The sequence below is a fragment of the Petropleomorpha daqingensis genome, from assembly GCF_013408985.1.
Classification (GTDB): domain Bacteria; phylum Actinomycetota; class Actinomycetes; order Mycobacteriales; family Geodermatophilaceae; genus Petropleomorpha; species Petropleomorpha daqingensis.
This window is the reverse complement of the sequence record NZ_JACBZT010000001.1, coordinates 2,487,781-2,513,071: the sequence shown is the minus strand read 5'-3', so window position 1 is coordinate 2,513,071 and position 25,291 is coordinate 2,487,781. Positions and strand designations below refer to the sequence as shown.

Annotated in this window: 24 protein-coding genes; 15 read left to right on the top strand and 9 right to left on the bottom strand. The window is 74.7% G+C overall.

Translation table 11 applies throughout. The annotated features are described in order from the left end of the window. Positions 1 to 22: 22 nt before the first annotated feature. Entirely contained in the window at positions 23 to 1,342 is a 1,320-nt protein-coding gene (locus GGQ55_RS12430; RefSeq protein ID WP_179717111.1) for an MFS transporter, read from the bottom strand. Further along, positions 1,339 to 1,995 carry a pyridoxamine 5'-phosphate oxidase gene (gene pdxH / locus GGQ55_RS12425; RefSeq protein ID WP_179717109.1) on the bottom strand — a complete coding sequence of 219 codons (657 nt, stop codon included), beginning with the start codon at positions 1,993 to 1,995 and terminating at the stop codon, positions 1,339 to 1,341. Before pdxH ends, GGQ55_RS12430 begins: the two co-directional genes overlap by 4 nt. Positions 1,996 to 2,189: 194 nt before the next feature. Here pdxH and GGQ55_RS12420 point away from each other — a divergent pair, with 194 nt between their 5' ends. Together GGQ55_RS12420 and serC are read left to right on the top strand one after the other, a co-directional pair. After that, positions 2,190 to 3,320 carry a citrate synthase 2 gene (locus tag GGQ55_RS12420; protein ID WP_179717107.1) on the top strand — a complete coding sequence of 377 codons (1,131 nt, stop codon included), beginning with the start codon at positions 2,190 to 2,192 and terminating at the stop codon, positions 3,318 to 3,320. Positions 3,321 to 3,415: 95 nt separating this feature from the next. After that, positions 3,416 to 4,531: a phosphoserine transaminase gene (serC, locus tag GGQ55_RS12415; protein WP_179717105.1), complete on the top strand. Its 1,116-nt coding sequence runs from the start codon at positions 3,416 to 3,418 to the stop codon at positions 4,529 to 4,531. Positions 4,532 to 4,579: 48 nt separating this feature from the next. Here the strand turns inward: serC and GGQ55_RS12410 are convergent, their stop codons facing one another. Both GGQ55_RS12410 and GGQ55_RS28385 read right to left on the bottom strand, forming a co-directional pair. Continuing rightward, a complete protein-coding gene (locus tag GGQ55_RS12410; protein ID WP_179717103.1) occupies positions 4,580 to 5,977 on the bottom strand; it encodes a circularly permuted type 2 ATP-grasp protein in 1,398 nt (465 codons plus the stop codon). 103 nt (positions 5,978 to 6,080) lie between these two features. Further along, positions 6,081 to 7,910: a S9 family peptidase gene (locus tag GGQ55_RS28385; RefSeq protein ID WP_366489175.1), complete on the bottom strand. Its 1,830-nt coding sequence runs from the start codon at positions 7,908 to 7,910 to the stop codon at positions 6,081 to 6,083. Positions 7,911 to 8,042: 132 nt separating this feature from the next. On the opposite strand from GGQ55_RS28385, the gene sepH reads away from it, so the two are divergent. The 5 genes from sepH (at position 8,043) to GGQ55_RS12380 (ending at position 13,624) form a co-directional block, all read left to right on the top strand. Next, positions 8,043 to 8,930: a septation protein SepH gene (gene sepH / locus GGQ55_RS12400; protein ID WP_179717101.1), complete on the top strand. Its 888-nt coding sequence runs from the start codon at positions 8,043 to 8,045 to the stop codon at positions 8,928 to 8,930. A 79-nt stretch (positions 8,931 to 9,009) separates the two neighbouring features. After that, positions 9,010 to 10,788: an ABC transporter ATP-binding protein gene (locus tag GGQ55_RS12395; protein ID WP_179717099.1), complete on the top strand. Its 1,779-nt coding sequence runs from the start codon at positions 9,010 to 9,012 to the stop codon at positions 10,786 to 10,788. Then, entirely contained in the window at positions 10,785 to 12,605 is a 1,821-nt protein-coding gene (locus GGQ55_RS12390; protein ID WP_179717097.1) for an ABC transporter ATP-binding protein, read from the top strand. The genes GGQ55_RS12395 and GGQ55_RS12390 overlap by 4 nt, the downstream gene beginning before the upstream one ends. A gap of 67 nt (positions 12,606 to 12,672) precedes the next feature. After that, positions 12,673 to 13,146 carry a YflT domain-containing protein gene (locus GGQ55_RS12385; protein ID WP_179717095.1) on the top strand — a complete coding sequence of 158 codons (474 nt, stop codon included), beginning with the start codon at positions 12,673 to 12,675 and terminating at the stop codon, positions 13,144 to 13,146. Further along, positions 13,139 to 13,624 (top strand): GNAT family N-acetyltransferase, encoded by a 486-nt coding sequence (locus tag GGQ55_RS12380; protein WP_179717093.1) that lies wholly within the window; start codon positions 13,139 to 13,141, stop codon positions 13,622 to 13,624. The genes GGQ55_RS12385 and GGQ55_RS12380 overlap by 8 nt, the downstream gene beginning before the upstream one ends. Positions 13,625 to 13,648: 24 nt before the next feature. On the opposite strand, the gene GGQ55_RS12375 is transcribed toward GGQ55_RS12380, so the two are convergent. Genes GGQ55_RS12375 through GGQ55_RS12360 form a run of 4 tightly spaced genes read right to left on the bottom strand, consistent with a single transcriptional unit; the run spans position 13,649 to position 16,015 of the window. Next, positions 13,649 to 14,452: an MBL fold metallo-hydrolase gene (locus GGQ55_RS12375; RefSeq protein WP_366489172.1), complete on the bottom strand. Its 804-nt coding sequence runs from the start codon at positions 14,450 to 14,452 to the stop codon at positions 13,649 to 13,651. Continuing rightward, positions 14,449 to 14,877 (bottom strand): alpha/beta fold hydrolase, encoded by a 429-nt coding sequence (locus tag GGQ55_RS12370; protein WP_218859261.1) that lies wholly within the window; start codon positions 14,875 to 14,877, stop codon positions 14,449 to 14,451. The genes GGQ55_RS12375 and GGQ55_RS12370 overlap by 4 nt, the downstream gene beginning before the upstream one ends. Positions 14,878 to 14,916: 39 nt before the next feature. After that, complete coding sequence (locus tag GGQ55_RS12365) at positions 14,917 to 15,123, bottom strand: hypothetical protein (protein WP_179717092.1); 207 nt, start codon at positions 15,121 to 15,123, stop codon at positions 14,917 to 14,919. A 40-nt stretch (positions 15,124 to 15,163) separates the two neighbouring features. Next, on the bottom strand, positions 15,164 to 16,015 hold the full coding sequence (locus GGQ55_RS12360) for a TrmH family RNA methyltransferase (protein ID WP_366489170.1): 852 nt from the start codon (positions 16,013 to 16,015) through the stop codon (positions 15,164 to 15,166). Between the two features lie 158 nt (positions 16,016 to 16,173). On the opposite strand from GGQ55_RS12360, the gene GGQ55_RS12355 reads away from it, so the two are divergent. From GGQ55_RS12355 to GGQ55_RS12325, 7 genes are all read left to right on the top strand, one after another. Further along, positions 16,174 to 17,121 carry an ABC transporter permease gene (locus tag GGQ55_RS12355; protein WP_179717090.1) on the top strand — a complete coding sequence of 316 codons (948 nt, stop codon included), beginning with the start codon at positions 16,174 to 16,176 and terminating at the stop codon, positions 17,119 to 17,121. A 63-nt stretch (positions 17,122 to 17,184) separates the two neighbouring features. Continuing rightward, positions 17,185 to 17,907, top strand: coding sequence for an ABC transporter ATP-binding protein (locus GGQ55_RS12350; RefSeq protein WP_179717088.1), 723 nt, complete (start codon positions 17,185 to 17,187; stop codon positions 17,905 to 17,907). After that, complete coding sequence (locus tag GGQ55_RS12345) at positions 17,904 to 18,701, top strand: ABC transporter permease (protein ID WP_179717086.1); 798 nt, start codon at positions 17,904 to 17,906, stop codon at positions 18,699 to 18,701. The genes GGQ55_RS12350 and GGQ55_RS12345 overlap by 4 nt, the downstream gene beginning before the upstream one ends. 65 nt (positions 18,702 to 18,766) lie before the next feature. Then, positions 18,767 to 19,318 (top strand): TetR/AcrR family transcriptional regulator, encoded by a 552-nt coding sequence (locus GGQ55_RS12340; protein WP_218859260.1) that lies wholly within the window; start codon positions 18,767 to 18,769, stop codon positions 19,316 to 19,318. Between the two features lie 44 nt (positions 19,319 to 19,362). After that, positions 19,363 to 20,115 carry an ABC transporter ATP-binding protein gene (locus GGQ55_RS12335; RefSeq protein WP_179717084.1) on the top strand — a complete coding sequence of 251 codons (753 nt, stop codon included), beginning with the start codon at positions 19,363 to 19,365 and terminating at the stop codon, positions 20,113 to 20,115. Continuing rightward, positions 20,112 to 20,777: an ABC transporter ATP-binding protein gene (locus GGQ55_RS12330; RefSeq protein ID WP_179717082.1), complete on the top strand. Its 666-nt coding sequence runs from the start codon at positions 20,112 to 20,114 to the stop codon at positions 20,775 to 20,777. The genes GGQ55_RS12335 and GGQ55_RS12330 overlap by 4 nt, the downstream gene beginning before the upstream one ends. After that, the gene (locus tag GGQ55_RS12325) at positions 20,774 to 23,410 is read left to right on the top strand and encodes an FtsX-like permease family protein (protein ID WP_179717080.1); all 2,637 of its coding nucleotides are present in this window, start codon (positions 20,774 to 20,776) and stop codon (positions 23,408 to 23,410) included. The genes GGQ55_RS12330 and GGQ55_RS12325 overlap by 4 nt, the downstream gene beginning before the upstream one ends. A 50-nt stretch (positions 23,411 to 23,460) precedes the next feature. Here the strand turns inward: GGQ55_RS12325 and GGQ55_RS12320 are convergent, their stop codons facing one another. Continuing rightward, a complete protein-coding gene (locus tag GGQ55_RS12320; RefSeq protein ID WP_179717078.1) occupies positions 23,461 to 24,291 on the bottom strand; it encodes an acyl-CoA thioesterase in 831 nt (276 codons plus the stop codon). 27 nt (positions 24,292 to 24,318) lie between these two features. Between GGQ55_RS12320 and GGQ55_RS12315 the strand changes: the two genes are divergently transcribed. Next, positions 24,319 to 25,290, top strand: a complete 972-nt coding sequence (locus GGQ55_RS12315; RefSeq protein WP_179717076.1) for an aldo/keto reductase — start codon at positions 24,319 to 24,321, stop codon at positions 25,288 to 25,290. The last annotated feature ends 1 nt before the right edge of the window (position 25,291 follow it).

The window sequence follows — 25,291 nt, the reverse complement described above, 5'->3', positions numbered from 1 at the left end:
ACCTCGGGTGATCGTGCGGTCGCTACCGGGCCGAGCGGGAGGCGCGGAAGTACCAGAACGACGGCACCAGGAACGCGAACAGCACCATCGCCAGGACGACGATGACGCCGCCGGACACCATCGCCACGCCCACCGACGTCGCCGAGGCCAGCGCTCCGGCGCGCAGGTCGCCCAGCCTCGGCCCACCGGCCACGACGACGATGAACACGCCCTGCATGCGCCCGCGCATGTCCTCGGGCGCCGCGAGCTGCAGCATCGACGTCCGCAGCACCGCGCTGACCATGTCGGCCGCACCCGCGACGGCGAGGCAGAACACCGCCAGCCACAGCGCCGGGGCGAACCCGAAGCCGATGATCGCCAGCCCCCACGCGACGATCGCGCCGAGCACGACGGCGCCCTGCCGGTCGACCCGCGACACCCAGCCCGACGTCAGGCCCATCAGCAGCGCGCCGATCGAGATCCCGGCGAACAGCCAGCCGAGCGCGTTCTCCGATCCGGCGAACCGGGTGGCCGACAGCTCCGGGAAGACCGCCTGCGGCCAGGCGAAGAGCATCGCGCAGATGTCGACGACGAACGTCATGAGCAGCACCGGCTGGGTGCGCAGGAAGGTGAAGCCGTCCCAGACCCCGCGCACCGCGGCACCGAGCCGCAGCGGCCCGGCGTCGTGGCCGGGCGGCAGCGCCGGCAGGCCGCGGAGCAGCAGCAGCGCGACGAGGAAGCCCAGCGCGTCGACGGTGTAGCAGAGGAACAGGCTGCCGGTGCCGATGAGCACACCGGCGATCAGCGGGCCGACGATGACGCCGGCCTGCCGCACGGTCATCGACAGCGCGTTCGCGCCGGGCACGCCGGCCGGCCCGACCAGCGCCGGGATCACCGCGCCGCGGGTCGGCTGGTTGACCGCCGCGAAGCCCGAGACGCACGCGGTGAGCACCCACAGCACGACCAGGTTGCCGTCGCCGGGCAGCGCCGCCTGCACCGCCAGCAACGCGCTGGTCACCGCCGACCCGGCCGACGTGATGAGCATCAGCCGCCGCCGGTCCATGGCGTCGGCGATCGCACCGCCGAGCAGGCCGAAGACGATCAGCGGGATCAGCGCGACCATCGAGGTGACGCCGACCAGCAGCGACGAATGGGTCACCTTGAACACCTGGTACGGGACGGCGACCAGCGTCATCTGCTGGCCGAGCATCGTCGCCGCGATGCCGCCGAACAGCCGGCGGAAGGCCTTGTTCTTCAGCGGTTCGGTGTCGATCGCCCAGCCGCGCCGCTTGGCGACCGGTTCGGCGACCTTGCCCGCGCCCTCCACCGGGTCGACCGGCGTCGGCGTCTCCTCGGGGCTCACGGGGCGAGCCGCTGCACGATCCAGCCGCCGCCCTCGTCGTCGTCCCGCACGAACCGCAGCCGGTCGTGCAGCCGGTCGGCGCCGCCCTGCCAGAACTCGATCCGCTCCGGCACCACCCGGTAACCGCCCCAGACCGGCGGCCGCGGCACCGGCCCCTCGCCGGTCTCCTCGTCGAGCAGCCGCACCCGCTCCTCCAGCTCCTCGCGGGAGTCGACGACGGTCGACTGCACCGAGGCGACGGCGGCCAGCTGCGCGCCGCGCGGCCGGGGGTTCCACAGGTCGTCGGAGGCGGCGTCGCCGACCCGCTCCACGCGGCCCGCGATCCGCACCTGCCGCTGGATCGCGTGCCAGGGGAAGACCAGCGCCGCGTGCGGGTTGACCGCGAGCTGCGCGCCCTTGGCCGAGGCGTAGCTGGTGACGAAGACGAAGCCGAACGCGTCGTAGCCCTTCATCAGCACGATGCGGGCGTCCGGGGCGCCGTCGGCGTCCGCCGTGGCGACGACCATGGCGTTGGGCTCGGGCAGCTCGGCGGCCACGGCGTCGGCGAACCAGCGGTCGAACAGCTCGACCCAGCCACCGGCCAGGTCCTCCTCGCGCAGGCCGCGCCCGCCGTAGTCCCGGCGCATGCGGGAGAGATCGGGCACGACCGCCATGCTGGCACCGCAACGCCCTCCGTGCCGCCGCGGGACCCGGTCGTGCCTGGTGAGCGCCCTCACACGCGCACTCTCCCGGGGGACAATGAGGCGAGGGCCGATTCGAGACGGCGCCACGGCACCGCCTAGGGTCCACCCAGTCGTGCGCGTCTCGATACGCGCACATGTCCGGCGCGCGCGAAGGAGCATGCGAGATGGCCGACGACTTCGTACCCGGCCTCGAGGGCGTCATCGCCTTCGAGACGGAGATCGCAGAACCCGACAAGGACGGCGGTGCGCTGCGCTACCGCGGCGTCGACATCGAGGACCTGGTCGGCAAGATCACGTTCGGCAACGTGTGGGCGCTGCTGGTCGACGGCAAGTTCGGCCCGGGCCTGCCGCCGGCCGAGCCGTTCCCGATCCCGGTGCACAGCGGCGACGTCCGCGTCGACGTCCAGGCCGCCCTGGCGATGCTGGCCCCGTTCTGGGGTTACCGGCCGCTGCTGGACATCAGCGCCGAGGAGGCCCGCGACCAGCTCGCCCGGGCCGCCGTCATGGCGCTGTCCTACGTGGCTCAGTCGGCGCGCGGCATCGGCGTCCCGGCCGTGCCGCAGAAGCGGATCGACGAGGCCTCGACGATCGTCGAGCGGTTCATGATCCGCTGGCGCGGCGAGCCCGACCCCCGCCACGTCGCCGCGGTCGACGCCTACTGGACGTCGGCCGCCGAGCACGGCATGAACGCCTCCACCTTCACCGCCCGCGTCATCGCCTCCACCGGCGCCGACGTCGCCGCCGCGCTCTCCGGCGCGATCGGTGCGATGTCCGGCCCGCTGCACGGCGGCGCGCCGTCCCGGGTGCTGCACATGCTCGACGGCGTCGAGGAGGCCGGCGACGCGGAGAAGTACGTCAAGGACCTGCTCGACCGCAAGGAACGGCTGATGGGCTTCGGCCACCGCGTGTACCGCGCCGAGGACCCGCGCGCCCGCGTGCTGCGCAAGGCCGCCGAGGAGCTCGGCGCGCCGCGCTTCGAGGCCGCGCTGGCGCTGGAGAACGCCGCGCTCAAGGAGCTGCGCGAGCGTCGTCCCGACCGGCCGATCGAGACGAACGTGGAGTTCTGGGCGGCGATCGTGCTCGACTTCGCCGAGGTGCCCAGCCACATGTTCACCTCGATGTTCACCTGCGCCCGCACCGCCGGCTGGTGCGCGCACATCCTCGAGCAGAAGAACACCGGCCGCCTCGTGCGCCCGTCGGCCCGCTACATCGGCCCCGACCCGCGCAAGCCCGAGGAGGTCGAGGGCTTCGACACCGTCTCGGTGAAGTCCATCAACGCCGCCGCGCCGGCCTAGCCTCCGCCGCACGTTCGTCGACGGCCCGGGTCCGCGCTCCAGCGGCCCGGGCCGTCGTGCTCTCGTCCCCACCCGTCCCGTCCCGAGAGGCCCGCATGACCATCCAGATCCCCGCCGAGCTGCTGCCCGCCGACGGACGGTTCGGCTGCGGTCCCTCCAAGGTCCGGCCGGAGGCGCTGCGGGCCCTGGCCACCGACGGCGCCCCGCTCATGGGCACCTCGCACCGCCAGGCGCCGGTCAAGAACCTGGTGCGGCAGGTCCGGGAGGGGCTCACCGCGCTGTTCGACCTGCCCGACGGCTACCAGGTGGTGCTCGGCAACGGCGGGTCGACGGCGTTCTGGGACGCCGCGGCGTTCGGGCTGATCCGCGACCGGGCGGCGTTCGGCACGTACGGCGAGTTCTCCGCGAAGTTCGCCTCCGGCGTGGCCGAGGCCCCGTTCCTGGGCGACCCGGTGATCGCCAAGGCCGAGCCGGGCTCGCTGGCGCTGCCCAAGGCCGCAGACGGGATCGACGCCTACGGCTGGGCGCACAACGAGACCTCGACCGGCGTGATGGCGCCGATCGCCCGCCCGCACGGCGCCGACGACGACGCCCTCGTGCTCATCGACGCCACCAGCGCCGCCGGCGGCCTGCCGGTCGACGTCGAGCAGACCGACGTCTACTACTTCGCGCCCCAGAAGAACTTCGGTGGGGACGGCGGGCTGTGGATCGCGCTCATGTCGCCGAGCGCGCTCGCGCGGGTGGCGGAGATCAAGGCGTCGGGCCGCTGGATCCCGGGTTTCCTCGACCTGTCGATCGCCGTCGACAACTCGGCCAAGGACCAGACCTACAACACCCCCGCCGTCGCCACGCTGTTCCTGCTGGCCGACCAGATCCGGTGGCTGCAGGGGCTCGGCGGGCTCTCCGGCGCCGTGGCCCGGACCCGCGAGTCGTCGTCCCGGCTGTACTCCTGGGCGGAGAAGTCGGAGGTCGCGACGCCGTTCGTGGCCGACCCGTCGCAGCGCTCCTTCGTCGTCGGCACGATCGACTTCGCCGAGGGCGTCGACGCCGCGGCGATCGCGACGACGCTGCGCGCGAACGGCGTCGTCGACGTCGAGCCCTACCGGAAGCTGGGCCGCAACCAGCTGCGCGTGGGCATGTTCCCCGCCGTCGACCCCGACGACGTCAGCGCCCTGACCGCCTGCATCGACTTCGTCCTCGAACGCCTGTAGCGCGGTTTCGCGTGCTTAACCGCGCGCGGTTAGGCACGCGAAACCACCTCAGGTGAGTACCCAGGTGGGTTTGATCGCGGCGCCCGTGGGGCGGGTGGCCGGGGACGGCCCCACGCGGGTCAGCGGGCACGGCAGCACCCGCGTGCCCGACGCTCCGGCGACCGAGAACACCCGCAGGTCCACCGGCCGCGGCACGAGCGCGCCGCCGACCAGCGTCGGCACGGTCGGCAGCACGACCGGCTCGGCGGCGACGAAGCGGTGCGGCGCGGCGGCCACCTCGGCCTGCAGCTGGGCCAGCTCGTCGGTCGTCGCCTGGGGCCCGACGACGGACGAGCCCCCGCCGTAGGCGTCCACCGGGGTGAGCACGAGCTCGTGCAGCCGGCTCCGGACCTCGGCCCACTGGACCGGGTCGGCCAGCACGTGGGTCGGGACCGAGCGCAGCAGCGGCTCCTCGCCCAGGTAGAAGCGGATCATCCGCGGGACGACGGCGTAGGTCGCCCGGTCGTCGGCGACGCCGTTGCCCGGCACGTTGGCCAGCCCGAGGGTGCCGCTGCGGACCCCTTCGGCCAGCAGCGCGGCCAGCTGCGCGCCACCGGGCGTGCGGTGCGCCGCGAGCTCGGCGTCGTCGAACCGGCGGAACAGGACGTCGACCGGCACCCGCTCACCGTCGACGGCCGCCACGATCCCGCCGTCGGGCCGCGGCCAGAGGTCGGCGGCGCGCACGAGCGGCACCCCCAGCGCGTCGGCCAGCACCCGGTGCTCGAACCAGGCGGGGTCGGCCTCCCCCGCGGACAGGGCGGCGACCTGCGGCGCCCGCCGCACCTGCGGCGGGGCGGCCCCGGCGAGCGCGCCGGCCAGCAGCGGGACGGCGTCGGACGGGTCGTGCACCGCCACCGGGGGCACCAGCTCCGGCACCGCCGTCCGGACGACGTCGCGCGCGGCCAGGGCGTAGCCGATGCCCGCCGGCACGCGCAGCGAGTCGGCGAGGACGATCCACCGGCCGTCGGGCCCGCGGGCGACGTCGGTCGCGGCCAGGGTCGCCCGCGGCTGGTCCCGCCAGGCGAAGCCGACGGCCTCGGGCTCGCGGGCGGGGCTGGACGCCACCGCCCACGCGGGCAGCACGCCGGCCCGCACGACCTCGGGATCGCGGTCGGGGTCGCCCCGGCGCCGGCCGGCGGCGCGGTAGACGTCGGCGAGGAACAGGTTGAGCGCCCGGTGCCGCTGCTCGACCCCGGCGGCCAGCGAGGCCCACTCGGCGGCGTCGATCGCGTGCGGGACCGGGTCGACCGGCACCGCACGGGAGGTCTGCCGGCCGTCGGCCCACCCGGCGACGACCAGCCCGCGGCCCGCGCCCTCGGCGGCCAGCGCCGCGGCGGCCGCGGTCAGCCCGTCCGGCCCCAGCTTGTCCAGGACCGGCCGCACGACGGCGTCGAAGGGATCGCTCACAGCGCACCCCGTTCGACTCCGGGCTCGTTCCGCTCCTCGGTCGCTGTCCCCCGCAAGCGGGAGGTGCCCCCAGCCTGCGGCGATGCTCGCTCGCCCGTCGTTCTCACAACCACCGATCGAACCAGGCCGCCACCCGCTCGCTCAGCTCCACCAGGTGATCGCGGCCCACGATGGTGTGCCCCTCCCCCGGCAGCAGGAACAGCTCGCTGGGCCCGCCGCGCGCCTGCAGCTCCTGGTGCGCCTGCACCGACTCGCCCACCGGCACGTTCGTGTCCCGGTCGCCGTGGCACAGCAGGACCGGCGAGGTGAGCCGGTCCAGGTGCGTCATCGGCGAGATCGCCGCGAGCATCTCCCGGTCGGCGATCGGGTCGCCGTACTCGGTCACCGACGCCGCGGCCATCCACCGCTCGGTGCCGGCGAAGAAGCTGCGCAGGTCGCTCATCCCGGCCAGCGTCGCGCCGGCGGCGAACAGGTCCGGCCAGCGGGTCAGCGCGACCAGCGTCAGGTAGCCGCCGTAGGACCAGCCGTGCGCGCCGATCCGCCCGGGCGCGGCGAACCCGGAGTCCACCAGGGTGCGCACGGTCGCCGGCACGTCCTGGAACGACGACTCGCGGGCCGCGCCGTCGTCGGCGCACGTGAACGCGCGCCCGGACCCACCCGAGCCCCGGACGTTCGGCGCGAACACGGTGAACCCCGCGGCGACCAGCGACTGCGCGACCGGTGACCACCCCGGCCGCTCCTGCCCCTCCGGCCCGCCGTGGAAGCTGATCACCGTCCGGTTGGGCCCCTCGACCCCGCGCGGCACGTACAGCCAGCCGGACAGCTCCAGACCGTCGGGAGCGCGGTAGCGGTGCAGCACCGGCTCGACCAGCAGGTCGGGGTTGGGGCGGCGCGGCGACGTCGGCAGGGGGTGCGGCTCGGTCCCGTCCAGCGGCACCACCCACAGGGACCGCGGTGCGCGCGGGCCGGTCAGCTCGGCGATCAGCCGGGTGCCGTCGCCGGTCAGCGACCAGCCGGGCATCACGGGTTCGGGCAGCGGCACCTCGCGCAGCACCGCGCCGTCGGCCGGGTCGTGCAGGCGCAGCTGGGTGACGCCCTCGCAGGTCCAGACGGCGAGCACGGTGCCGTCGGCGCGGACGGCGTAGCCGTCGAGGTCGGCGTCCGGGCGGGACAGCAGCACCCGGCCGGGACCTGGGACGCCGTCGTCCGAGAGCGGGACGACGACCAGCCCCTCGCGGTCGGCACCCGGCTCGCCCGGCAGCGAGGCCCGCAGGTAGACCGACCGCCCGTCGGGACCGAACCGGCCGTCCTCCGACGCGATCCCGCCGGGCGCGTCCAGCGGGATCACCCGGCGCAGCTCGCCGGTGGCGACGTCCCCGAGGACGACGTGCCGGAAGTTCCGCGGTCCGCGGCGGGCCAGCACCCAGCACTCGTCGGCGGACACGCTGGTCACCGCGAGGAAGCCGCCCCGGGCCAGCGTGCGGTGCGCGCCGGTCTCGGCGTCGACCAGGACGACGTCGGCGTCCGGACCGTCGCCCGGCGCGATGGAGCAGACGTAGCGCCCCGGCCGGGTCCAGCCGCCGGCGAAGACGGTGACGAACGGGTCGGCGCCGGCCACGACGCGGTGGTCGCTGCCGTCGGGGCGGACCACGTGCAGCTCGGCGCAGATCGAGCCGCCGGGGCTGACCAGGTAGGCCAGCCACGCGCCGTCCGGCGACCAGGCGACCGAGACGACCTCCTCGTCCATCCCGGACAGGACGGCCGGCGGCGTGTCCTGGACCAGCGACGCGGTCTCCAGCCGGGGCAGGCCCGAGCGGTCGGTGACGTAGGCGAGCCCGTCGCCCTCCGGCGACAGCGCGGGGCACCAGGCACCGGCGGTGCCGGCGATCTCGGTGACGGCGAGCCGCACATCGGTGGAGAGCGGCTCGATCACGGGGCCCAGTCTTCCGGAGCCCGCGACGCGCCGCTCCGGGCGTGCCTGCCGGACGGCCCGGCGGCGCACGGATAGCCTCGGACCCCAGGTCTCTCTCCGGGACCACGCGCGCCGAACCACAGGAGGTCGCCGATGCGCACGCTGCGCCTGGTCGCGCTCTCCGACGACGGCAAGAGCCTGATCCTCACCGCCGAGACCGACGGCTCCGACGAGATCGAGCGCTTCGCGCTGCCGATCGACGAGCGGGTGCGCGCCGCGGCTCGCGGCGACGCCCGGCTCGGCGCGATCGAGGACCTCGGCAACACGCTGCCGCCGCGGGTCATCCAGGCGCGCATCCGCGCCGGTGAGACCCCCGAGCAGGTGGCCGAGGCCTCCGGCACCCGGGTCGAGCGCATCCTGCGCTTCGCGCACCCCGTCCTGCAGGAGCGCGAGCGGCTGGCCGAGCAGGCCCGCGAGTCCCGCGTCCGCCTCTCCGAGGGGACGACGTCGACCTCGCTCGAGCGGTTCATGACCCAGCGGCTGCGCCTGATCGGCGGTGACCCGGACGCCGTCCGCTGGGACTCCTTCCGCGGCGACGACGGCACCTGGGTGGTCACCGCGGCGTGGAAGGCCGGCGGCAAGTCCGGCACCACGCACTGGAGCTACGACGTCGCCGCCCGCACGGTCGCGCCGGCCGACGCCTCGACCACCGACTTCGCCGAGGGCACCCGGCTCGTCCGGGTCGTCCCCGACGTGCCGGCCGGCCCGTTCCCGTCGGCGCCGGTTCCCCGGCCTGTCGTCGTCGAGGACGACGACGTCTCGGCCCCCGAACCGGCTCCCGAGGTCGAGGCCGACCTCGACGAGCACGTGCGCGACGTCGCCCCGGACCACGGCACGCCGGTGCTCGACCCGCTCGACGACCCCGAGCTGGCCGAGCACGACACCGTGGTGCTGGGCCGCACCGGCGAGGAGCCGGAGGACCCGCGGGCGCGCATCCCGGCGTGGGAGGACATCGTCTTCGGCGTCCGCCGCCACCGCTGAGGCCGCCGAAAGGCGCAGGTGGCGGGGTTTCCGAAACTCGTTCGCCAGCGTCAGTACCCCGGCCTAGCCTCGGGGGGCCATGGCTGATCCCTCCCCTCCCGGTCCGCACCCCGAGCGGGGCAGGCTCTCCGCCCTCCGCCGGCTGATCCCGTTCGCCCGCCCGTACCGCGGCCTGATCGCGCTGACGTTCGGCGCCGCGCTGGTCGCGACGCTGGCCCAGCTGACCGTCCCGCTGGTCACCGCGGCGATCGTCGACGGTCCGCTGGCGCACGGGGACCGCGCGGGGCTGTGGCCGCTGCTCGCCCTGGCGCTGGTGTTCGGCGTCGCCGAGGCCGGCCTGTTCTTCCTGCGGCGCTGGTCGATGGGCAAGAGCAGCCTGCGGCTCGAGCGCGACCTGCGGCAGGCGCTGTACGAGCGGCTGCAGCGGCTGCCGGTCGCCTTCCACGACCGGTGGGCGTCGGGCCAGCTGCTCTCCCGCGCGACCAGCGACATGTCCACGATCCGCCGCTTCGTCGGCTTCGGCGCCGTCTTCCTCGCGGTCAACCTGATCACCTGCGGCGTCGTCCTGGTGCTGCTGCTGATCACCTACTGGCCGCTCGGCCTGGTCGTGCTGCTCACCACGGTGCCGCTGACCCTGACCGGGCTGCGCTGGGAGAAGCGCTACAACGTGCAGTCGCGGCTGGTGCAGGACCAGCAGGGCGAGCTGGCCACCGACGTCGAGGAGGCCGTGCAGGGCATCCGCGTGGTCAAGTCGCTGGGCCGCAGCCGGCTGGTGTTCGACCGCTACGACCTCAAAGCGCTGCGGCTGCGCGGCCAGCAGCTGGACAAGATCCGCACGCTCGCGCTGCTCTGGTGCGTCTTCGAGTTCCACCCGCAGATCACGCTGGCGGTCATCCTGGTGGGCGGCGCGCTGGCGGTGCAGGCCGGCGCGCTCACCATCGGCGGGCTGGTCGGGTTCGTCGCGCTGTTCACCGTGCTGCTCTGGCCGATCCTGTCGCTGGGCTTCCTGTTCGCGCAGGCGCAGGAGGCGGCCAGCGCCTGCGACCGCATCGGCGAGCTGCTCGACGAGCCGATCACCGTCACCGACCGGCCCGGGGCCCGCAGGCAGCCGATCGGCTCCCCCGCCCGGCTGCGGCTCGAGGGCGTCGGCTTCCGCTACCCCGGCTCGCGCGAGCCGGTGCTCGACGGCGTCGAGCTCGACATCGCCCCGGGCGAGACGGTCGCGCTGGTCGGCGCCACCGGATCGGGCAAGACGACGCTCACCGCCCTGGTCCCCCGGCTCTACGACGTCACGGCCGGCCGGGTCACCCTGGACGGCGTCGACGTCCGCGACCTGCCGCTGGAGCAGCTGCGCCGCGTCGTCGCCACGGCGTTCGAGGACGCGACGCTGTTCTCGATGAGCGTCCGGGAGAACCTCACCCTCGGCCGGCCGGACGCGAGCGACGACGACGTCGCCGAAGCGCTGCGCGTGGCGCAGGCCGGCTTCGTGCACGACCTGCCGTGGGGTCTGGACACCCGCATCGGCGAGCAGGGCCTGTCCCTGTCCGGCGGCCAGCGGCAGCGGCTGGCCCTGGCCCGCGCGGTGCTGGGCCGGCCGTCGGTGCTCGTGCTCGACGACCCGCTGTCGGCCCTCGACGTGCACACCGAGGCGCTGGTCGAGGCCGCGCTGCGCGAGGTGCTCGCCGAGACCACCGCGCTCGTGGTGGCGCACCGGCCCTCCACCGTGCTGCTCGCCGACCGGGTGGCGCTGCTGCAGGACGGCCGGATCACCGCGGTCGGTCCGCACTCCGAGCTGCTCGCCGAGGTGCCCGCCTACCGCGACCTGCTGGCCCAGGAGAGCGAGCTGGTGCTGCCGTGACCGCCTCCGACCAGAGCTGGCGCGGCGTCGCGACCGAGAACGCCGACGAGCTGCCCACCGGCGCGGGCGTGTTCCTGCGCGCCCGGTCGCGACGGCTGCTCGGCGAGCTGGCCCGCCCGCACCGCCGGTCGCTGTGGGGGCTGCTGGCCACGATCACCACGCAGAACGTGGCGTGGCTGGCCGGCCCGTTCCTCATCGGGGTGGGGATCGACGTCGCCGTGCCGGCCCTCGTCGACCACGGGAACGTCTGGCCGCTGATCGGCATCGCGGCGGCGATGGTGGCCGCCGCGCTCGCCGACGCCGGTCTGCGCTTCCTGTTCATCACCTGGTCGGGCCGGGTGGGCCAGGCGGTGCTGCTCGAGCTGCGCCGGCGGGTGTTCCGGCACGTGCAGCGGCTGCCGCTGTCGTTCCACGAGAGCTACACGTCGGGCAAGACGATCAGCCGCCTGACCAGCGACGTCGAGGCGCTCTCCGAGCTGCTCGACGAGGGGCTGGACAACCTGCTGTCCGCCGTCTTCAGCGTGCTGTTCATCGGCGTCTTCCTGCTCGTGCTCGACCTCCCGCTCGGGTTGGTCGTGCTGATCGGGTTCGCGCCGCTGTACCTGGTCGTGCGCTGGTTCCAGAAGCACTCGACCGCGGCCTACCGGCGCACCCGCGAGACGATCGCCGCGCTGATCGTGCAGTTCACCGAGACCTTCGGCGGCATCCGGGCGGTGCAGGCGTTCCGCCGGGAGCGGCGCAACGACGCGCTGCACGGCGCGCTCAACGAGGACAACCGGCTCGCGCACAACCGCGCGTTCTGGCTGATCGCGGTCTTCGTGCCCGCCGTGACGCTGATCGGCAACCTGGTCACCGTCGCGGTGCTCGCCTACGGCTCGCTGCGGGTGCTCGACGGCGAGCTCGCCGTCGGCACGCTGGTCAGCTTCCTGCTCTACCTGCGCCGGTTCTTCGACCCGCTGCAGGACGTCGCCATGTTCTACAACTCATACCAGTCGGCGACGGCGGCGCTGGAGAAGCTGTCCGGCGTCCTGGAGGAGGTGCCGACGGTCCCCGAGCCGGAGAACCCGATCCGGCTCCAGGAGCCGCACGGCGAACTGGTCTTCGACGGCGTGACCTTCGGCTACACCGACCGGACCGTGCTGCCGTCGCTGGACCTGCGCGTGCCGGCCGGGCAGACGGTCGCCCTGGTGGGCGCGACCGGCGCGGGCAAGTCGACGCTGGCGCGGCTGGCCGCGCGGTTCTACGACCCGGTCGGCGGCGAGGTCCGGCTCGACGGCGTCCCGCTGCGCCGGCTGGCCGACGCCGACCTGCGCCGGGCGGTGGTCATGGTCACCCAGGAGAGCTTCCTGTTCTCCGGCACGGTGGCCGACAACATCGCCTTCGGCCGGCCCGGCGCCACGCGGTCGCAGATCGAGGACGCCGCCCGGGCGATCGGCGCGCACGGCTTCATCGCCGCGCTGCCCGAGGGCTACGACACCGACGTCAGCAAGCGCGGCGGTCGGCTGTCGGCCGGCCAGCGGCAGCTGGTCAGCTTCGCCCGCGCGTTCCTCGCCGACCCGGCGCTGCTCATCCTCGACGAGGCCACCAGCTCGCTGGACGTGCCCAGCGAGCGGCTGGTGCAGCACGCGCTGCAGACCCTGCTGGCCGACCGGACGGCGCTGATCATCGCCCACCGGCTCTCCACCGTGGAGATCGCCGACCGGGTGCTGGTCATGGACGACGGCCGGATCGTGGAGGACGGCTCTCCCGGCGAGCTGGTCGCCGGGGTCGGCAGGTTCGCCGATCTGCACCGCGCCTGGGCCGACAGCCTGGTCTAGGGCGTGTCAGACACGCCCTGCGGGCCACACTGGGGAACGGCAGTCCCACCGGAGGAGTTGGTCAGGCATGGCGATGTCGGTGTCGATGCCGCTCGGCGGCGTCCAGGTCGGGTCCTACGACAGCTACGAGCAGGCGCAGGCGGCGGTGGACTACCTCTCCGACGAGAAGTTCGCCGTCGAGAACGTGACGATCATCGGCTCGGACCTGCGCATGATCGAGCGGGTCACCGGCCGGCTCACCCAGGGCCGCGCGATCGCGGCCGGGGCGGCCGGGGGTGCCTGGTGGGGTCTGTTCGTCGGCCTGCTGCTGGGCATCTTCTCCACCAGCGGGACGGCGTGGATCGGCTCGCTGCTCCTCGGGCTGGGCATCGGCCTGGTGTTCGGTGCCCTGTTCGGCTGGATGGGCTACCGGGCCACCCAGGGCAAGCGCGACTTCACCAGCACCAGCCAGATCGTGGCCAGCCGCTACGACGTCATGTGCAGCCCGGCGCACGCCGAGGAGGCGCGGGCGATGCTGGCCCGCTTCTCGCTGCGTGGCTGACCCCGTCGTCCGGGATGCCGGGCCGGACGACGTCACCGCCGTCTGCGCGTTCGGCGAGCAGCACATCCGGCCGCACTACACGCCGCTGATCGGTGCGGCCGCCGCGGACGCGCAGGTGCGCGACTGGTGGAACGAGCGCGCGATCGGCGCGGCCGTGGCCGCGGGTCTCGTGGTCGTCGCCGAGGCCGACGGGCAGGTCGTCGGCGTCGGGCAGCTCGGTCGCGACCACGTCGTCTACAAGCTCTACGTCTCCCCCGAGCAGCGCGGCCGGGGGTTGGGCGTCCGGCTGCTCGACGCCCTGATCGGCCGGCTCCCGGCCGCCGTCGAGCGGCTGTCCATCGAGCACTTCGCGGCCAACGAGCGCGCCGGCGCGTTCTACGAGCGCGAGGGCTACCGCGTGGAGCGGGTCGATCCGGGTCCGCCGGAGAACCCCGGCCTCGGCGTGGTCTGGCGGGCCCGCTCCCTCGTCCGGGGCTGAGACCCGACCCGGGAAGTCGCCCGGTCAGGCGTCCAGCTCGGTCCGCACTCCGATCGGCAGCCACCGGAACCGGCGGCGGACGTCCTCGGGAGCGTCGGCCAGGTCGTGCTCGACGCCGTCCCGGCCTTGGGAGAAGTGGCTCCAGCCCTCGTAGTGCACGGGGACGACGGTCCGTGCGCCCGTGAGCCGGCAGACCTCGACGGCTTCCCGGCCGGTCATCGAGTAGCGGACCGGGCCGGTGAGACCGAAGCGGACGCGGCCCAGGTGCAGCACCGCCGTGTCGACCCGCAGTCGCTCGGCGACCTGGCGGACGCCGTCGAAGAGCACGGTGTCGCCGGAGATCCACAGGACGCCGTCGTCCTGGCCCTCCTCACGGAGGGCGAAGCCGACGACGTCCCCCACGATCGGCCGGGACAGCGGCGGACCGTGCCGCGCCGGGGTGGCCGTGACCTCGAGCGGGAGCCGGTCGGCGACGTGGAGGGTGGTGCGCTCCCACGGGCGCAGCCCGCGCGCGCCACCGCCGAGCCGGGCGGCCCCGGACGCCGTCGTGACGACGACCGGGACCGACCCCAGCAGCTCACGGCCGGCGTCGTCGAGGTTGTCGGCGTGGTGGTCGTGGCTGAGCAGCACCGCATCGACCGGCAGCAGGTCGTGGGCCGGCACCGCCGGTCCGGCGACCTTGCGGGAGCCGGTCCCCCAGCCGAACGAGTACCGCCGTCCGGGCGGGTCGAAGGTCGGGTCGGTCAGCAGCCGCCAGCTGCCGTACTCGATCAGCAGCGTCGGCCCACCGACGTGGGTGAGCCGCAAGCCCAGCCGCGCCCGGGTCACGACGCCCCGGCGACCTGCGAGCGAGAACCGCCGGCGTGCGCCAGCGCCCACTCGAGCACCTCGTCGGCGATCCGCTCCCACCCTTCCTGCGCCGGCAGGAGGTGGGCGTAGCCCGGGTATTCGCGCACCTCGGTGACGGTGTCGCCGTGGTAGTGGTGGGCGTTCGACCGCTGGACGCTCGGCGGCATGATGTGGTCCTCCCCGCCGGAGACGAACAGCAGTGGTGGTCGCGCGTCGTTGCCGTAGTCCACGTGCGCATCCTGCGGACCGGGCATCAGGTTGGCCAGGACCGAATTCCAGAGGATCCCGCCCGACGCCGGGATGGCGTACCGCTCGTACAGCCGCCGGGACTCGTCCTCGTCGAAGGCGTTCGTGAAGGCGTAGTTCCACTGCTCCCAGGTGAACCCGACCGCGCGGTGCCTCACCCCGCGCGAGTGGCAGCGGATCGCGACCGACGGGTGACCTCAGACGTTGCCGAAGCCGCCGCCCCAGCGCTCGGGCTGCATCGCCCCCCGGTGCGCCTCGGGGTCGCCCTGCGGCGTGGTCACGCCGCGCGCCATCGAGCCCGGGTCGTTGAGCCGCGACCCGCGCGACTGCGCGCGCCGGTCGTGCAGCCACATCGGGACCAGCACGACCGCGACACCCACGAGGAACCACGCCCACAGCGGCATGCGCGGACCGTAGCGGTACGGCACCGTTCCGACCAGTGGCTCACCGCAGGAGGGTGAACGCGATCGCCGCCGCCGCGGCCACCCCCAGGGAATCGACGCCCTCGCGCATCGGGATCCGCGCCCGCACCCGCGCCGCGGCCTGCGCCTGCGCGGTCAGCCCCGGCCCCTCCGCGCCGAGCAGCACCGCCGTCCGCGGGTGCTCGCGCGGGTCGAGCGAGGTCAGGTCGACCGCGTCGTCCGCCGGGGTGAGCGCGACGGTCAGGTAGCCGGCCTCGTGCAGCCGGTCCAGCCCGCCCGGCCACTCACCCAGCACAGCGAACGGCAGCGCCAGCACGTGCCCCATCGAGACCCGCACCGAACGGCGGTACAGCGGATCGGCGCAGCGCGGGTCGAGCAGCAGCCCGTCGACCCCCAGCGCCACCGCCGACCGCGCGATCGAGCCCAGGTTCTCCGCGTCGTTGAGCGCCTCCAGCACCGCCAGCCGGCGCGGCGCCGCCGGGTCGGGCCCGGTCAGCAACTCGTCGAGCGCGGTGGGCGGACGGCGGTCGGCCGACGCGAGCACCCCGCGGGTCAGCCGGAAGCCGATGATCTCCGAGAGCAGCCACTTGTCCGCCTCGTAGGCCGGGACGTCGTCGGGCAGGTCCAGCGCGCCGACCCGCCCCGGGACGCCGAACACCGCCCGCACCCGGTAGGGCGAGGCCAGCAGCCGCTGCACCGCCGGCACGCCCTCCACGATCACCGGCCCGGTCCCCCGCGGTGTGCCGGGTCGCCGGTCGCCCGACACGAGATCCCGGAAGTCGGCCACCCGGGGGTCGTCGGCGTCCGTGATCAGGGTGGGCACGTCGCCGATCATCTCCGCCGGCCGCGCCGTCCCGACGGGCGGGATGCGCACCGCCGACGCAGGATCGCTGAGGGTGGGGGAAGCCGGGTCCTGCCGCGCGACGTGCGAGCACAGGACGGGAGGCGCCCGTGGGCGGCCTGGCGGGACCACCGGGACCGGCGCGGCCGGGTGCGGAGACCGAGCGTTCGCAGGGCTCGCGCGGACGCGCGGTGCTGCGCGGGATCGTCGTCCCCGCGCTCGCGGCGACGATCAACGGCGTCGCGTTCGTGGCCCTCTACACGGCCGCGTTCCACGACCCCGTTCCCCACCACCTGCCGCTCGCGGTGGTCGGCTCAGCGCAGCAGGTGGAGCAGGCCCGGGCGGCGGTGGACCCCTCGCAGTTCGCGCTGCGGCAGCTGCCCGACGCGGCCGCGGCCGCCGAGGCGGTCCGACGCCGGGAGGTCTTCGGCGCCCTCGTGGTCGACACCCCGCAGCCGGAGCTGCTGATCGCCGGCGCGAACACCCAGGCGGTCACCATGACCGTCACGCAGGCGTTCCAGCCGGTCGAGGAGCAGCTCGGCGCCCCCGCGCAGCAGCACGACCTCTCTCCCCTGGTGCCCGGCGACACCCGCGGGCTGACGATCTTCTACGGCGGGTTCGGCGTGGTCCTGGGCGGATTCCTGTTCGGCGTCGCCAGCTTCGCGGCGGCCCCGCAGATGCTGCTTCGCTACCGGATCGTCAGCGTCGTCCTCTTCGCCGTGCTCGCCGGCGCCCTCACCTCCTGGCTGATCGACGGCGTCTACGCCGCCGTGCCGGCGGGGTTCTTCCTGGTGTTCGGCCTGGTGGCGCTGCTCGCCACCGCCTGCGCCGCGACCGCCGCCCTGCTGTTCCGGGTCTTCGGCTCGGCGGGGCAGATCCTCACCGCGATCGGGCTGGTGATCATCGGCAACGCCACCAGCACCGGTCAGCTGCCGGCCGAGTTCCTCCCGCCGTGGATGCAGCCGCTGCCCGCCGTCCTCCCCAACGGCGTGACCGTCCGCGCACTGCGGGGCGCGCTGTACTTCCAGGACGACGGCGTCGCCCGGGCCTGGGTCGTGCTCGGCGTCTGGACCGTCGTCCCGCTGCTGCTCATCGCACTGCTCGACGCGCTGTCCCGCCGCCGTCGAACACACGCTTGACCGCTCCGCAGAAACTCACCTACCGTTGAGTTCATCACTCGTTGAGTTTCTGCGGAGGTGCTCGTGGACAGCGCCGTCACCGTCTCCGACCTCGTCGTCGACCGCGGCACCCGCCGGGTGCTGAAGGGCCTCTCGTTCGCCGTCCCGACCGGGCAGGTGACCGGGCTGCTCGGCCCCAGCGGCAGCGGCAAGACCACGCTCATGCGCGCCCTGGTCGGCGTGCAGAAGGTGCACTCCGGCGAGGTGACCGTGCTGGGCGAGCCCGCGGGCTCCCCCGGGCTGCGGGCCCGGGTCGGCTACGTGACCCAGTCCCCCAGCGTCTACGAGGACCTGTCGGTGCGGGAGAACGTGCGCTACTTCGCCGCGCTGTACGGCATGGGCGCGCGCGAGGCCGAGGCGGCGCTGAACGACGTCGGCCTCGGCGACCACGCCGGGCAGCTCGTCCGCGACCTGTCCGGCGGGCAGCGGGGCCGGGCCTCGCTGGCGTGCGCGCTCGTCGGCTGCCCGGAGCTGCTGGTGCTCGACGAACCCACCGTCGGGCTGGACCCGGTGCTCCGCGTCGAGCTCTGGGAGAGGTTCCACGCCCTGGCCGACGCCGGGACGACGCTGATCGTCTCCAGCCACGTCATGGACGAGGCCGGCCGCTGCGACCGGCTGCTGCTGCTCCGGGACGGCGACCTGCTCGCCGACGAGTCCCCGGACCGGCTGCGCGCGACCTCCGGCACCGACGACCTGGAAGAGGCGTTCCTGACGCTGATCCGCAACCGCCAGGAGGTGGCGGCATGACCACGCTCGCCCGCGCCGACGTCGTCGCGCCCTCGATCTTCAGCCCGCGGCTGTCCGGGGCGACCGCCGCCCGGGTGCTCCGGCAGCTGCGGCACGACCACCGCACGATCGCGATGATGCTGCTGCTGCCGAGCCTGCTGCTCGGGCTGCTCTACCTGATCTGGAAGGACGTGCCCACCCCGCCCGGGGTGCCGAGCATCTTCGACCAGGTCGGGCTCACCATGATCGCGATCCTGCCGTTCGTGGTGATGTTCCTCGTGACCAGCATCGCGATGCTCCGCGAGCGCACCTCCGGGACTCTCGAGCGGCTGCTCACCACGCCCCTGGCCCGGTTCGACCTGCTGCTGGGCTACGGGCTGGCGTTCGGCCTGATGGCGCTGCTGCAGGCCGGCATCACCGTCACCGTCGCGACCACGCTCTACGACCTCGACGTCGCCGGCTCGCTGTGGCTGGTCGTGCTGATCGCGGTCGTCGACGCCGTCCTCGGTGTCGCGCTCGGCCTGCTGGCCAGCGCGTTCGCGCGCACCGAGTTCCAGGCCGTGCAGTTCATGCCGGTGATCGTGCTGCCGCAGTTCTTCCTGTGCGGGCTGCTCATCGCCCGCGACCAGATGGCCGACTGGCTGCGCTGGATCAGCGACGTCCTGCCGCTGACCTACGCCGTCGAGGCCCTGCAGGAGGTCGGCCGGTCCACGTCGCCGACGGGGACGATGTGGCGGGACGTCGCCGTCGTGGCCGGCGTCGCGCTGCTCGCCCTCGCCCTGGGTGCCATGACCTTGCGCAGGAGGACGAACTGAGCGCACCGGGGCGCCGGCTCCGGCCGACGGGCCGGCGCCCCGGCAACCCCGACACCCGGGAAGCGGTGCTGGCGGCCGCGCGCGACGCCTTCGCCGAGCGCGGCTTCGAGGGCGCGAGCATCCGCGGGATCGCGACCGCCGCGGGCGTCGACCCGGCGCTGGTCCACCACTACTTCGGGACCAAGGACCAGCTGTTCCTGGCCGCCGTCCAGGCGCCGGCCGATCCCGAGGAGCTGCTCCCCGAGGTGCTCGCCGGCGGTCCCGAGGAGCTGGGCCGCAACCTGCTGGGGATGTTCCTCCGCGTGTGGGACGGCCCCGCCCGCGCCGGCGGGCTGGCGCTGGTCCGCTCGGCCGTCGGCAGCGAGTGGACGGCGAAGCTGCTGCGGGAGTTCCTCGTCGCCCGGGTGCTGCGGCGGGTCGTGGGCACCCTGGGCTACTCCCCCGCCGAGCGCGACGCCCGCGGCGCGCTGGTCGGCTCGCAGCTGATCGGCCTGGTCATGACCCGGTACGTGCTCAAGCTGGAGCCGATCGCCTCGGCGTCGCGCGAGTCGCTGGTCGAGGCGTACGCGCCCACGCTGCAGCGCTACCTGACCGGGGACGTCGTCCTTCCGGGGTGAGTCGTGTCCCGCCTGTGATCGCCAGCACCTAGAGTGCCGCCACGATGACTGGTCAGGAAGGGTTCCGGTTCACCGACGACCCGCTGGCCGACCCCGTGTTCGGCACCCCCGGCGACGCACCGGCCGACGGTCCGGCGGCGGTCTGCCACGACGTGGTGAAGACCTACCGGACGGCGACGGAGTCGGTGACGGCGCTCGACGGCGTGACGCTGTCGATCCCGCGGGCGCAGGTGACGGTGGTGGTCGGGCCGTCGGGGTCGGGGAAGTCCTCGCTGCTGCGGCTGCTGGCCTGCATCGACCGGCCCGACTCCGGCGAGGTGCAGGTGGCCGGGCAGCGGGTGGACTCCCTCGGTGCCCGCGCCCGGCGCAAGCTGCGGCAGCGGCAGGTGTCCTACCTGTTCCAGCGGCCCGGCGAGAACCTGCTGCCCTACCTGGACGCCGTCGCGCAGGTGCGGCTGGCCGCCGATCTGCGCGGCGCGCACGTCGGGGACGACGACGTCCACGGTCTGCTCGACCGGCTCGGGCTGGGCGCGCGGGCCGACCACCGGCCGGCACAGCTCTCCGGCGGCGAGCAGCAGCGCCTCGCGGTGGCCTGCGGGGTGGTCGGCGATCCGGCGCTGGTGGTGGCCGACGAGCCGACCGCCGAGCTGGACACCGCCGCGGCCGAGCGGGTGCTGCTGGCCATGGAGGAGCTGGCGGAGTCCGGCGTCGGGTTCGTCATCTCCTCGCACGATCCGCGCGTGATGGCGATCGCCGACGGGTTCGTCCGGCTCGACCACGGCCGGGTGGTCGCGTGAGCGGCTTCTCCGGGGTGGCGCTGCGCAAGACGTTCCACCGCGGCAGCGAGTCGGTGCACGCCCTCGACGGGGTCGACCTGCGGGTCTCGGCCGGCGAGGTGGTGGCCCTGGTCGGCCCCTCCGGATCGGGCAAGAGCACGCTGCTGGCGCTGCTGTGCGGCTGGGAGTCCGCCGACTCCGGCACGCTGGCCTACGCCGGGGCCCTGGCCGACCGTCCGCCGTCCACCCTGGGCTGGCCGGAGCTGGCGCTGGTCCCGCAGGCGCTCGGGCTGGTGCCCGACCTGTCGCTGGCCGACAACGTGCTGCTGCCCGCCCGGCTGCGCGGCGGCACGGCGGCGGCGCGGGACCGCACCGAGCAGCTGCTGACCGACTTCGGGCTCTCGCACCTGGCCGACCGCTATCCGCACCAGGCCTCCCTCGGTGAGCAGCAGCGGGTCGCCGTCGCCCGCGCCCTGCTGCTGCGCCCGGCCGTGCTGCTGGCCGACGAGCCGACCGCGCACCAGGACCGCGGGCACGCCGACGCCCTGCTCGACGCGCTCGCCACCCAGGCCCGCGAGGGGTCGGCGGTGCTGATCGCCACCCACGACGAGATCGCCTGGTCGCGCGCCGACCGGGTGCTGTCCATGCGCGACGGCCGGCTGACCGAAGGCGCGCCCGCATGAGCCGGCCGTTCCTGTGGCGGCTGCCCCCGTGGCGCCGCGCACCGCTGCTGGGGCTGCGCTCCCCCGCCGCCGTCGTCGCCGTCCTGGTGACCTCGGCGATCCTGACCTGCGCGGTGGCCTCCGCCCCGCTGTTCCTGTCTTCGGCCCGCTCTGCCGCCCTGCAGCAGCAGCTCGCCCCGCAGTGCGCCGAGGCGGCCTGGCCGCAGATCGGCGCCTCCGCTGCCACGGCACCCGACGAAGCTGCAGACGACCTGGCGGCGTACGCCGATCGGTACGCCTGGACGGCGACCGGGCGGGCGAGTGAACCAGTTCTCCAGGTGACCCGCGCGACCGGCTCCGGCGGCAACGCCCAGTTCGGGATGCTCGTCCGCGACCCCACCGGCGAGCCGCTGACCCAGCCGGCCAACCTGTTCTGGCGCCCGGGTGTCACCGCGCACGTCGAGAAGGTCGAGGGGTCGGACACCGCGGGCGTGTGGCTGCCCGCCTCCTACGCCCAGGCGGCGCACGCCGGTGTCGGCGACTCGATCACCATGTCCGGCACCCAGGTCGCCGTGGCCGGCGTCTACACCGACCTGTTCGAGACCGACCCCGGCGCCTACTGGTGCGACTACCAGCGGCTCTACCTCAACCTGGCCTCGGCCAACACCCCGCCGCCGGCCCTCGTGCTGGCCGCCGACGAGGACACCTTCTTCCGCCTGGCCGCAGGGGCCGGGTTCTTCTCGGTGCAGCAGCAGGTGCCCACCGACGCCCGCACGCTGTCCGTGACCGACGCGCGCGCCCTGCTGACCGACCAGGACCGGGCGCAGGCGGCCGCCGTGCAGGGCGACCTGGTGCAGGCGCAGACCAACCAGCGGCTCGCCGACGCCGTGACCCGTGCCGAGACGATCGAGCGCGGCCTGCAGGGTCCTGTGCTGCCGGTGGCGATCGCCGGCGGGCTGCTCGCGCTCGTGCTGGTCGCCGCGGCGGGCAGCTTCTGGGCCGACCGGCGGGCGAACGAGGTGCGGCTGCTGGCCTCCCGGGGCGTCGGGCCCGCACCGCTGGCCGGCAAGGCCGCCCTCGAGCTCGGGCTGCCCGCGCTGGTCGGCTCAGCGGCCGGCTGGGCGGTGTCCCGGCTGCTCATCGCCGGTCTCGGCCCCGCCGACGACCTCGACCCCGCGGCCACCACCACCGCGATCTGGGCCGCCGTGGCCGCGTTCGTCGTGGGCCTGGGCTGCGCCGCCGTCGTCGCCGGGCTGCGCGCCCGCGGCACGGCCGAGCGGCCGCTGGGCGCCGCGCCCCGCTGGCCGGCCGCGGTGCCGTGGGAGCTGGCGCTGCTGGCCGCCGCCGCGTGGTGCTGGGTGCTGCTGGAGAGCCGCGACGGCATCGTCAACGACCACGGCGTCGCCCAGGTCAACGGGCTGCTCGTCGCGTTCCCGCTGCTCGGCCTGGCCGGCGCCGCGGTGCTGCTGACCCGGCTGCTCACCCGCCTGCTGCCGGCCGTGCGCCGGTTCGCCGCCCGCCGCTCCCCGGCCGTGTACCTGGCGGTCAACCGGCTGGCCGCGGCCCGCCTGGCGACGGCGACCCTGCTGGTCGCGGTCACCCTGCCGGTCGCCGTCCTGGGCTACACCGCGACGCTGACGTCGAGCTCGCAGGCGACGCTGGACGCGAAGGTCGGCGTCCAGGTCGGCGCCGGGCGCGCGGTGCTCACCGTCGCGCGGATCGACCGGAACGCGGCGACCGCCGCGGTCGGCACGGTCGTCGACCGGTACAACGGCAGCGTCGCGACCGAGGACGGCCGCCACGACGTGCAGGTGCTCGCGATCGACCCGGCGACGTTCGCCCGCACGGCGTTCTGGGACGACAGCTTCGCCGACTCCTCCCTCGACGACCTGGTCGCGCAGCTCTCCGGCGACGCCGTCGACGGCCGCCTTCCCGTGGTCGCCGCCGGGCTGCCGGAGGGCGATCCGGACCTGCAGCTGGGCGCGCAGCAGGTGCCGGCGCAGGTGGTCGCGACCGCCCGGGTGCTGCCGGGACGACGGACCGCCGACCCCGTCGTCCTGGTCGCCGCCGACCGGCTGCCCGACATCCCCCGCAACGCGCACGCCGACCGCGTCTCGGAGCTGTGGACCGACGTCCCGCGTGCCCACGCGGTCGAGGTGGCGACGGCGGCCGGTGCGACCGGCCCGCGCGTGGTCGAGCCCGACGACGTCTTCACCACCGCGAACTTCCTGGGCATCACGTGGACCTTCGGCTACCTCTCGGCGCTGGCGGTCTTCGTGGGCGTGATCGCCGTCGGCGGGCTGCTGCTGTACCTCGAGGCGCGCAGCCGCACCCGGGTCTCCGGCTACGTGATGGCCCGCCGGCTGGGGCTGTCGAAGGGCGCGCACCTGCGCTCGCTGGTCGTCGAGCTGGGCGGGGTCGCCGTCGCCGGGCTGGTGCTCGGCGCGTGCCTGGCGTCGGTCGCGGTCTCGGTCGTCTACCGCCGACTGGACGTCGACCTGATCCGCCCGCCCACGCCGCTGCTCGACGTCCCGTGGCTGGCGGTCGCCGCGACCGCGGTGGTCGCGCTCGCGGTCGCCGTCCTGGCCTCGTTCTACGCCCAGCGGGCCGCCGACCGGGCCGATCCCGCCAGCGTCCTCCGCGAAGACGCCTGAGCGTGGTTTCGCGCGCTTAACCGCGCGCGGTTAAGCGCGCGAAACCACCGTCATCGGGGGCGGGGGGCGCGGGCGAGCTGGCGGCTCTGCGCGACCAGCCGGCCGGTGGAGTCCCAGATCCGGTAGTCCTCGTCGAGCCAGCCACCGGCGACCTCGCTCGCCCGCGCCTCGACCAGGCACCAGCCCGGCGCCGGCAGCGCCCGCACGAGCACCTGCAGCTGCACCGTCGGCGCCCAGCCGAACCGGCCGAGCGCCCAGCTGGTCGGGGGCAGGACGTCGGCGAACAGGATCAGCGCGTACGGATCGGGCTCGCGGCCGTCGGCCAGCCGCACCCAGCCGCGCATCACCGGCTCCCCCGACGGCTGCCCGTCGACCCAGCCCGCGGTCGCCGGGTCCAGCCGGGTCTCCACGCGCGTGCGCAGGCCGACCTCGAGCGTGGGGCGCCCGCCGATCGAGGTGAACGAGTCAGGGCCGAGGCACTCCTCCGCCGGCGGGACGTCGGGCGCGGGCAGCGCGTAGTCCGGCGCCTCGGTGCCGAGGGTCGCCGTCGTCACCTGGACGGCGAGGCTGGGGCCTTCCGCGCCGGACAGGACGACGGAGCTGTGGGCGAGCGTGCGCCCCGCCGGACCGGGGGTGACCGCCAGGGAGACCCGCCCGGGACCGGTCGCCCGCAGGTAGCTGGCCGCCAGCGCGACCGGGTGCGGGTGCGGGCTGTCCAGCACCGCGGCCCGCGCCGCCGTGGCCAGGAGGTAGCCGCCGTTGAGGATGCCGCCGCCGACGTCCCATCCCGGATCGAGGTCGGCGACCATCCCACCGCCCTCGGCCCGGGTGACCGCGGTGGCGGCGTCGAAGGCGGAGGGCGCGGGGTCGGTCTGCGGCACGATCGCCAGGGTGCCAGGGTGGTTGTCATGGAGTACACGCACCTGGGCCGCAGCGGCCTGTCGGTCTCCCGGCTGTGCCTCGGCACCATGAACTTCGGCTGGCAGACCCCCGAGGAGGAGTCCCACGCGATCCTGGACCGCGCCATCCAGGAGGGGATCAACTTCTTCGACACCGCCAACGTCTACGGGTTCTCCGAGGGCAAGGGCCGCACCGAGGAGGTGCTCGGCACCTGGTTCGCCCAGGGCGGCGAGCGCCGCGACAAGACCGTGCTGGCGACCAAGGTGTACGGCGGGATGTCCGACTGGCCGAACGACACGTTCCTGTCGGCACGCAACATCGTCCGGGCCTGCGAGGCCTCGCTGCGCCGGCTGCAGACCGACTGGATCGACCTCTACCAGTTCCACCACGTCGACCTGGAGACGCCGTGGGAGGAGATCTGGCAGGCCTGCGAGACGCTGGTCGCGCAGGGCAAGGTGCTCTACGTCGGCTCCTCCAACCACGCCGGCTGGCAGATCGCCGCGGCCAACGAGGCCGCCGCCCGCCGCAACTTCCAGGGGCTGGTCAGCGAGCAGTCGATCTACAACCTGCTCACCCGCCAGGTCGAGCTCGAGGTCCTCCCGGCCGCGCAGCACTACGGGGTGGGCATCATCCCCTGGAGCCCGCTGCACGGCGGGCTGCTCGCCGGGGCGCTGGAGAAGTCGACCGAGGGCAGCCGGCGCTACGAGGGCCGCGCCAAGCAGGACCTCGAGGAGAACCGGTCGGCGCTGGAGGAGTACGAGGCCCTCTGCCGCGCCCTCGGCGAGACGCCCGCCGACGTCGGGCTGGCCTGGCTGCTGCACCAGCCCGCGGTGACCGCGCCGATCGTCGGCCCGCGCACGATGGAGCAGCTGGAGGGGTCGCTGCACGCGCTCGCCGTCCGCCTGGACGACGACACCCTCGCCCGGCTCGACGAGATCTTCCCCGGCTACAAGCCCGCCCCGATGGAGTACGCCTGGTAGC

Coding starts and splice junctions, on each gene's coding strand:
- pdxH (WP_179717109.1), bottom strand. CDS start 1,995: ATGGCGGTCGTGCCCGATCTCTCCCGCATGCGCCGGGACTACGGCGGG.
- GGQ55_RS12420 (WP_179717107.1), top strand. CDS start 2,190: ATGGCCGACGACTTCGTACCCGGCCTCGAGGGCGTCATCGCCTTCGAG.
- serC (WP_179717105.1), top strand. CDS start 3,416: ATGACCATCCAGATCCCCGCCGAGCTGCTGCCCGCCGACGGACGGTTC.
- sepH (WP_179717101.1), top strand. CDS start 8,043: ATGCGCACGCTGCGCCTGGTCGCGCTCTCCGACGACGGCAAGAGCCTG.
- GGQ55_RS12395 (WP_179717099.1), top strand. CDS start 9,010: ATGGCTGATCCCTCCCCTCCCGGTCCGCACCCCGAGCGGGGCAGGCTC.
- GGQ55_RS12385 (WP_179717095.1), top strand. CDS start 12,673: ATGGCGATGTCGGTGTCGATGCCGCTCGGCGGCGTCCAGGTCGGGTCC.
- GGQ55_RS12365 (WP_179717092.1), bottom strand. CDS start 15,123: ATGCCGCTGTGGGCGTGGTTCCTCGTGGGTGTCGCGGTCGTGCTGGTC.
- GGQ55_RS12345 (WP_179717086.1), top strand. CDS start 17,904: ATGACCACGCTCGCCCGCGCCGACGTCGTCGCGCCCTCGATCTTCAGC.
- GGQ55_RS12335 (WP_179717084.1), top strand. CDS start 19,363: ATGACTGGTCAGGAAGGGTTCCGGTTCACCGACGACCCGCTGGCCGAC.
- GGQ55_RS12325 (WP_179717080.1), top strand. CDS start 20,774: ATGAGCCGGCCGTTCCTGTGGCGGCTGCCCCCGTGGCGCCGCGCACCG.
- GGQ55_RS12315 (WP_179717076.1), top strand. CDS start 24,319: ATGGAGTACACGCACCTGGGCCGCAGCGGCCTGTCGGTCTCCCGGCTG.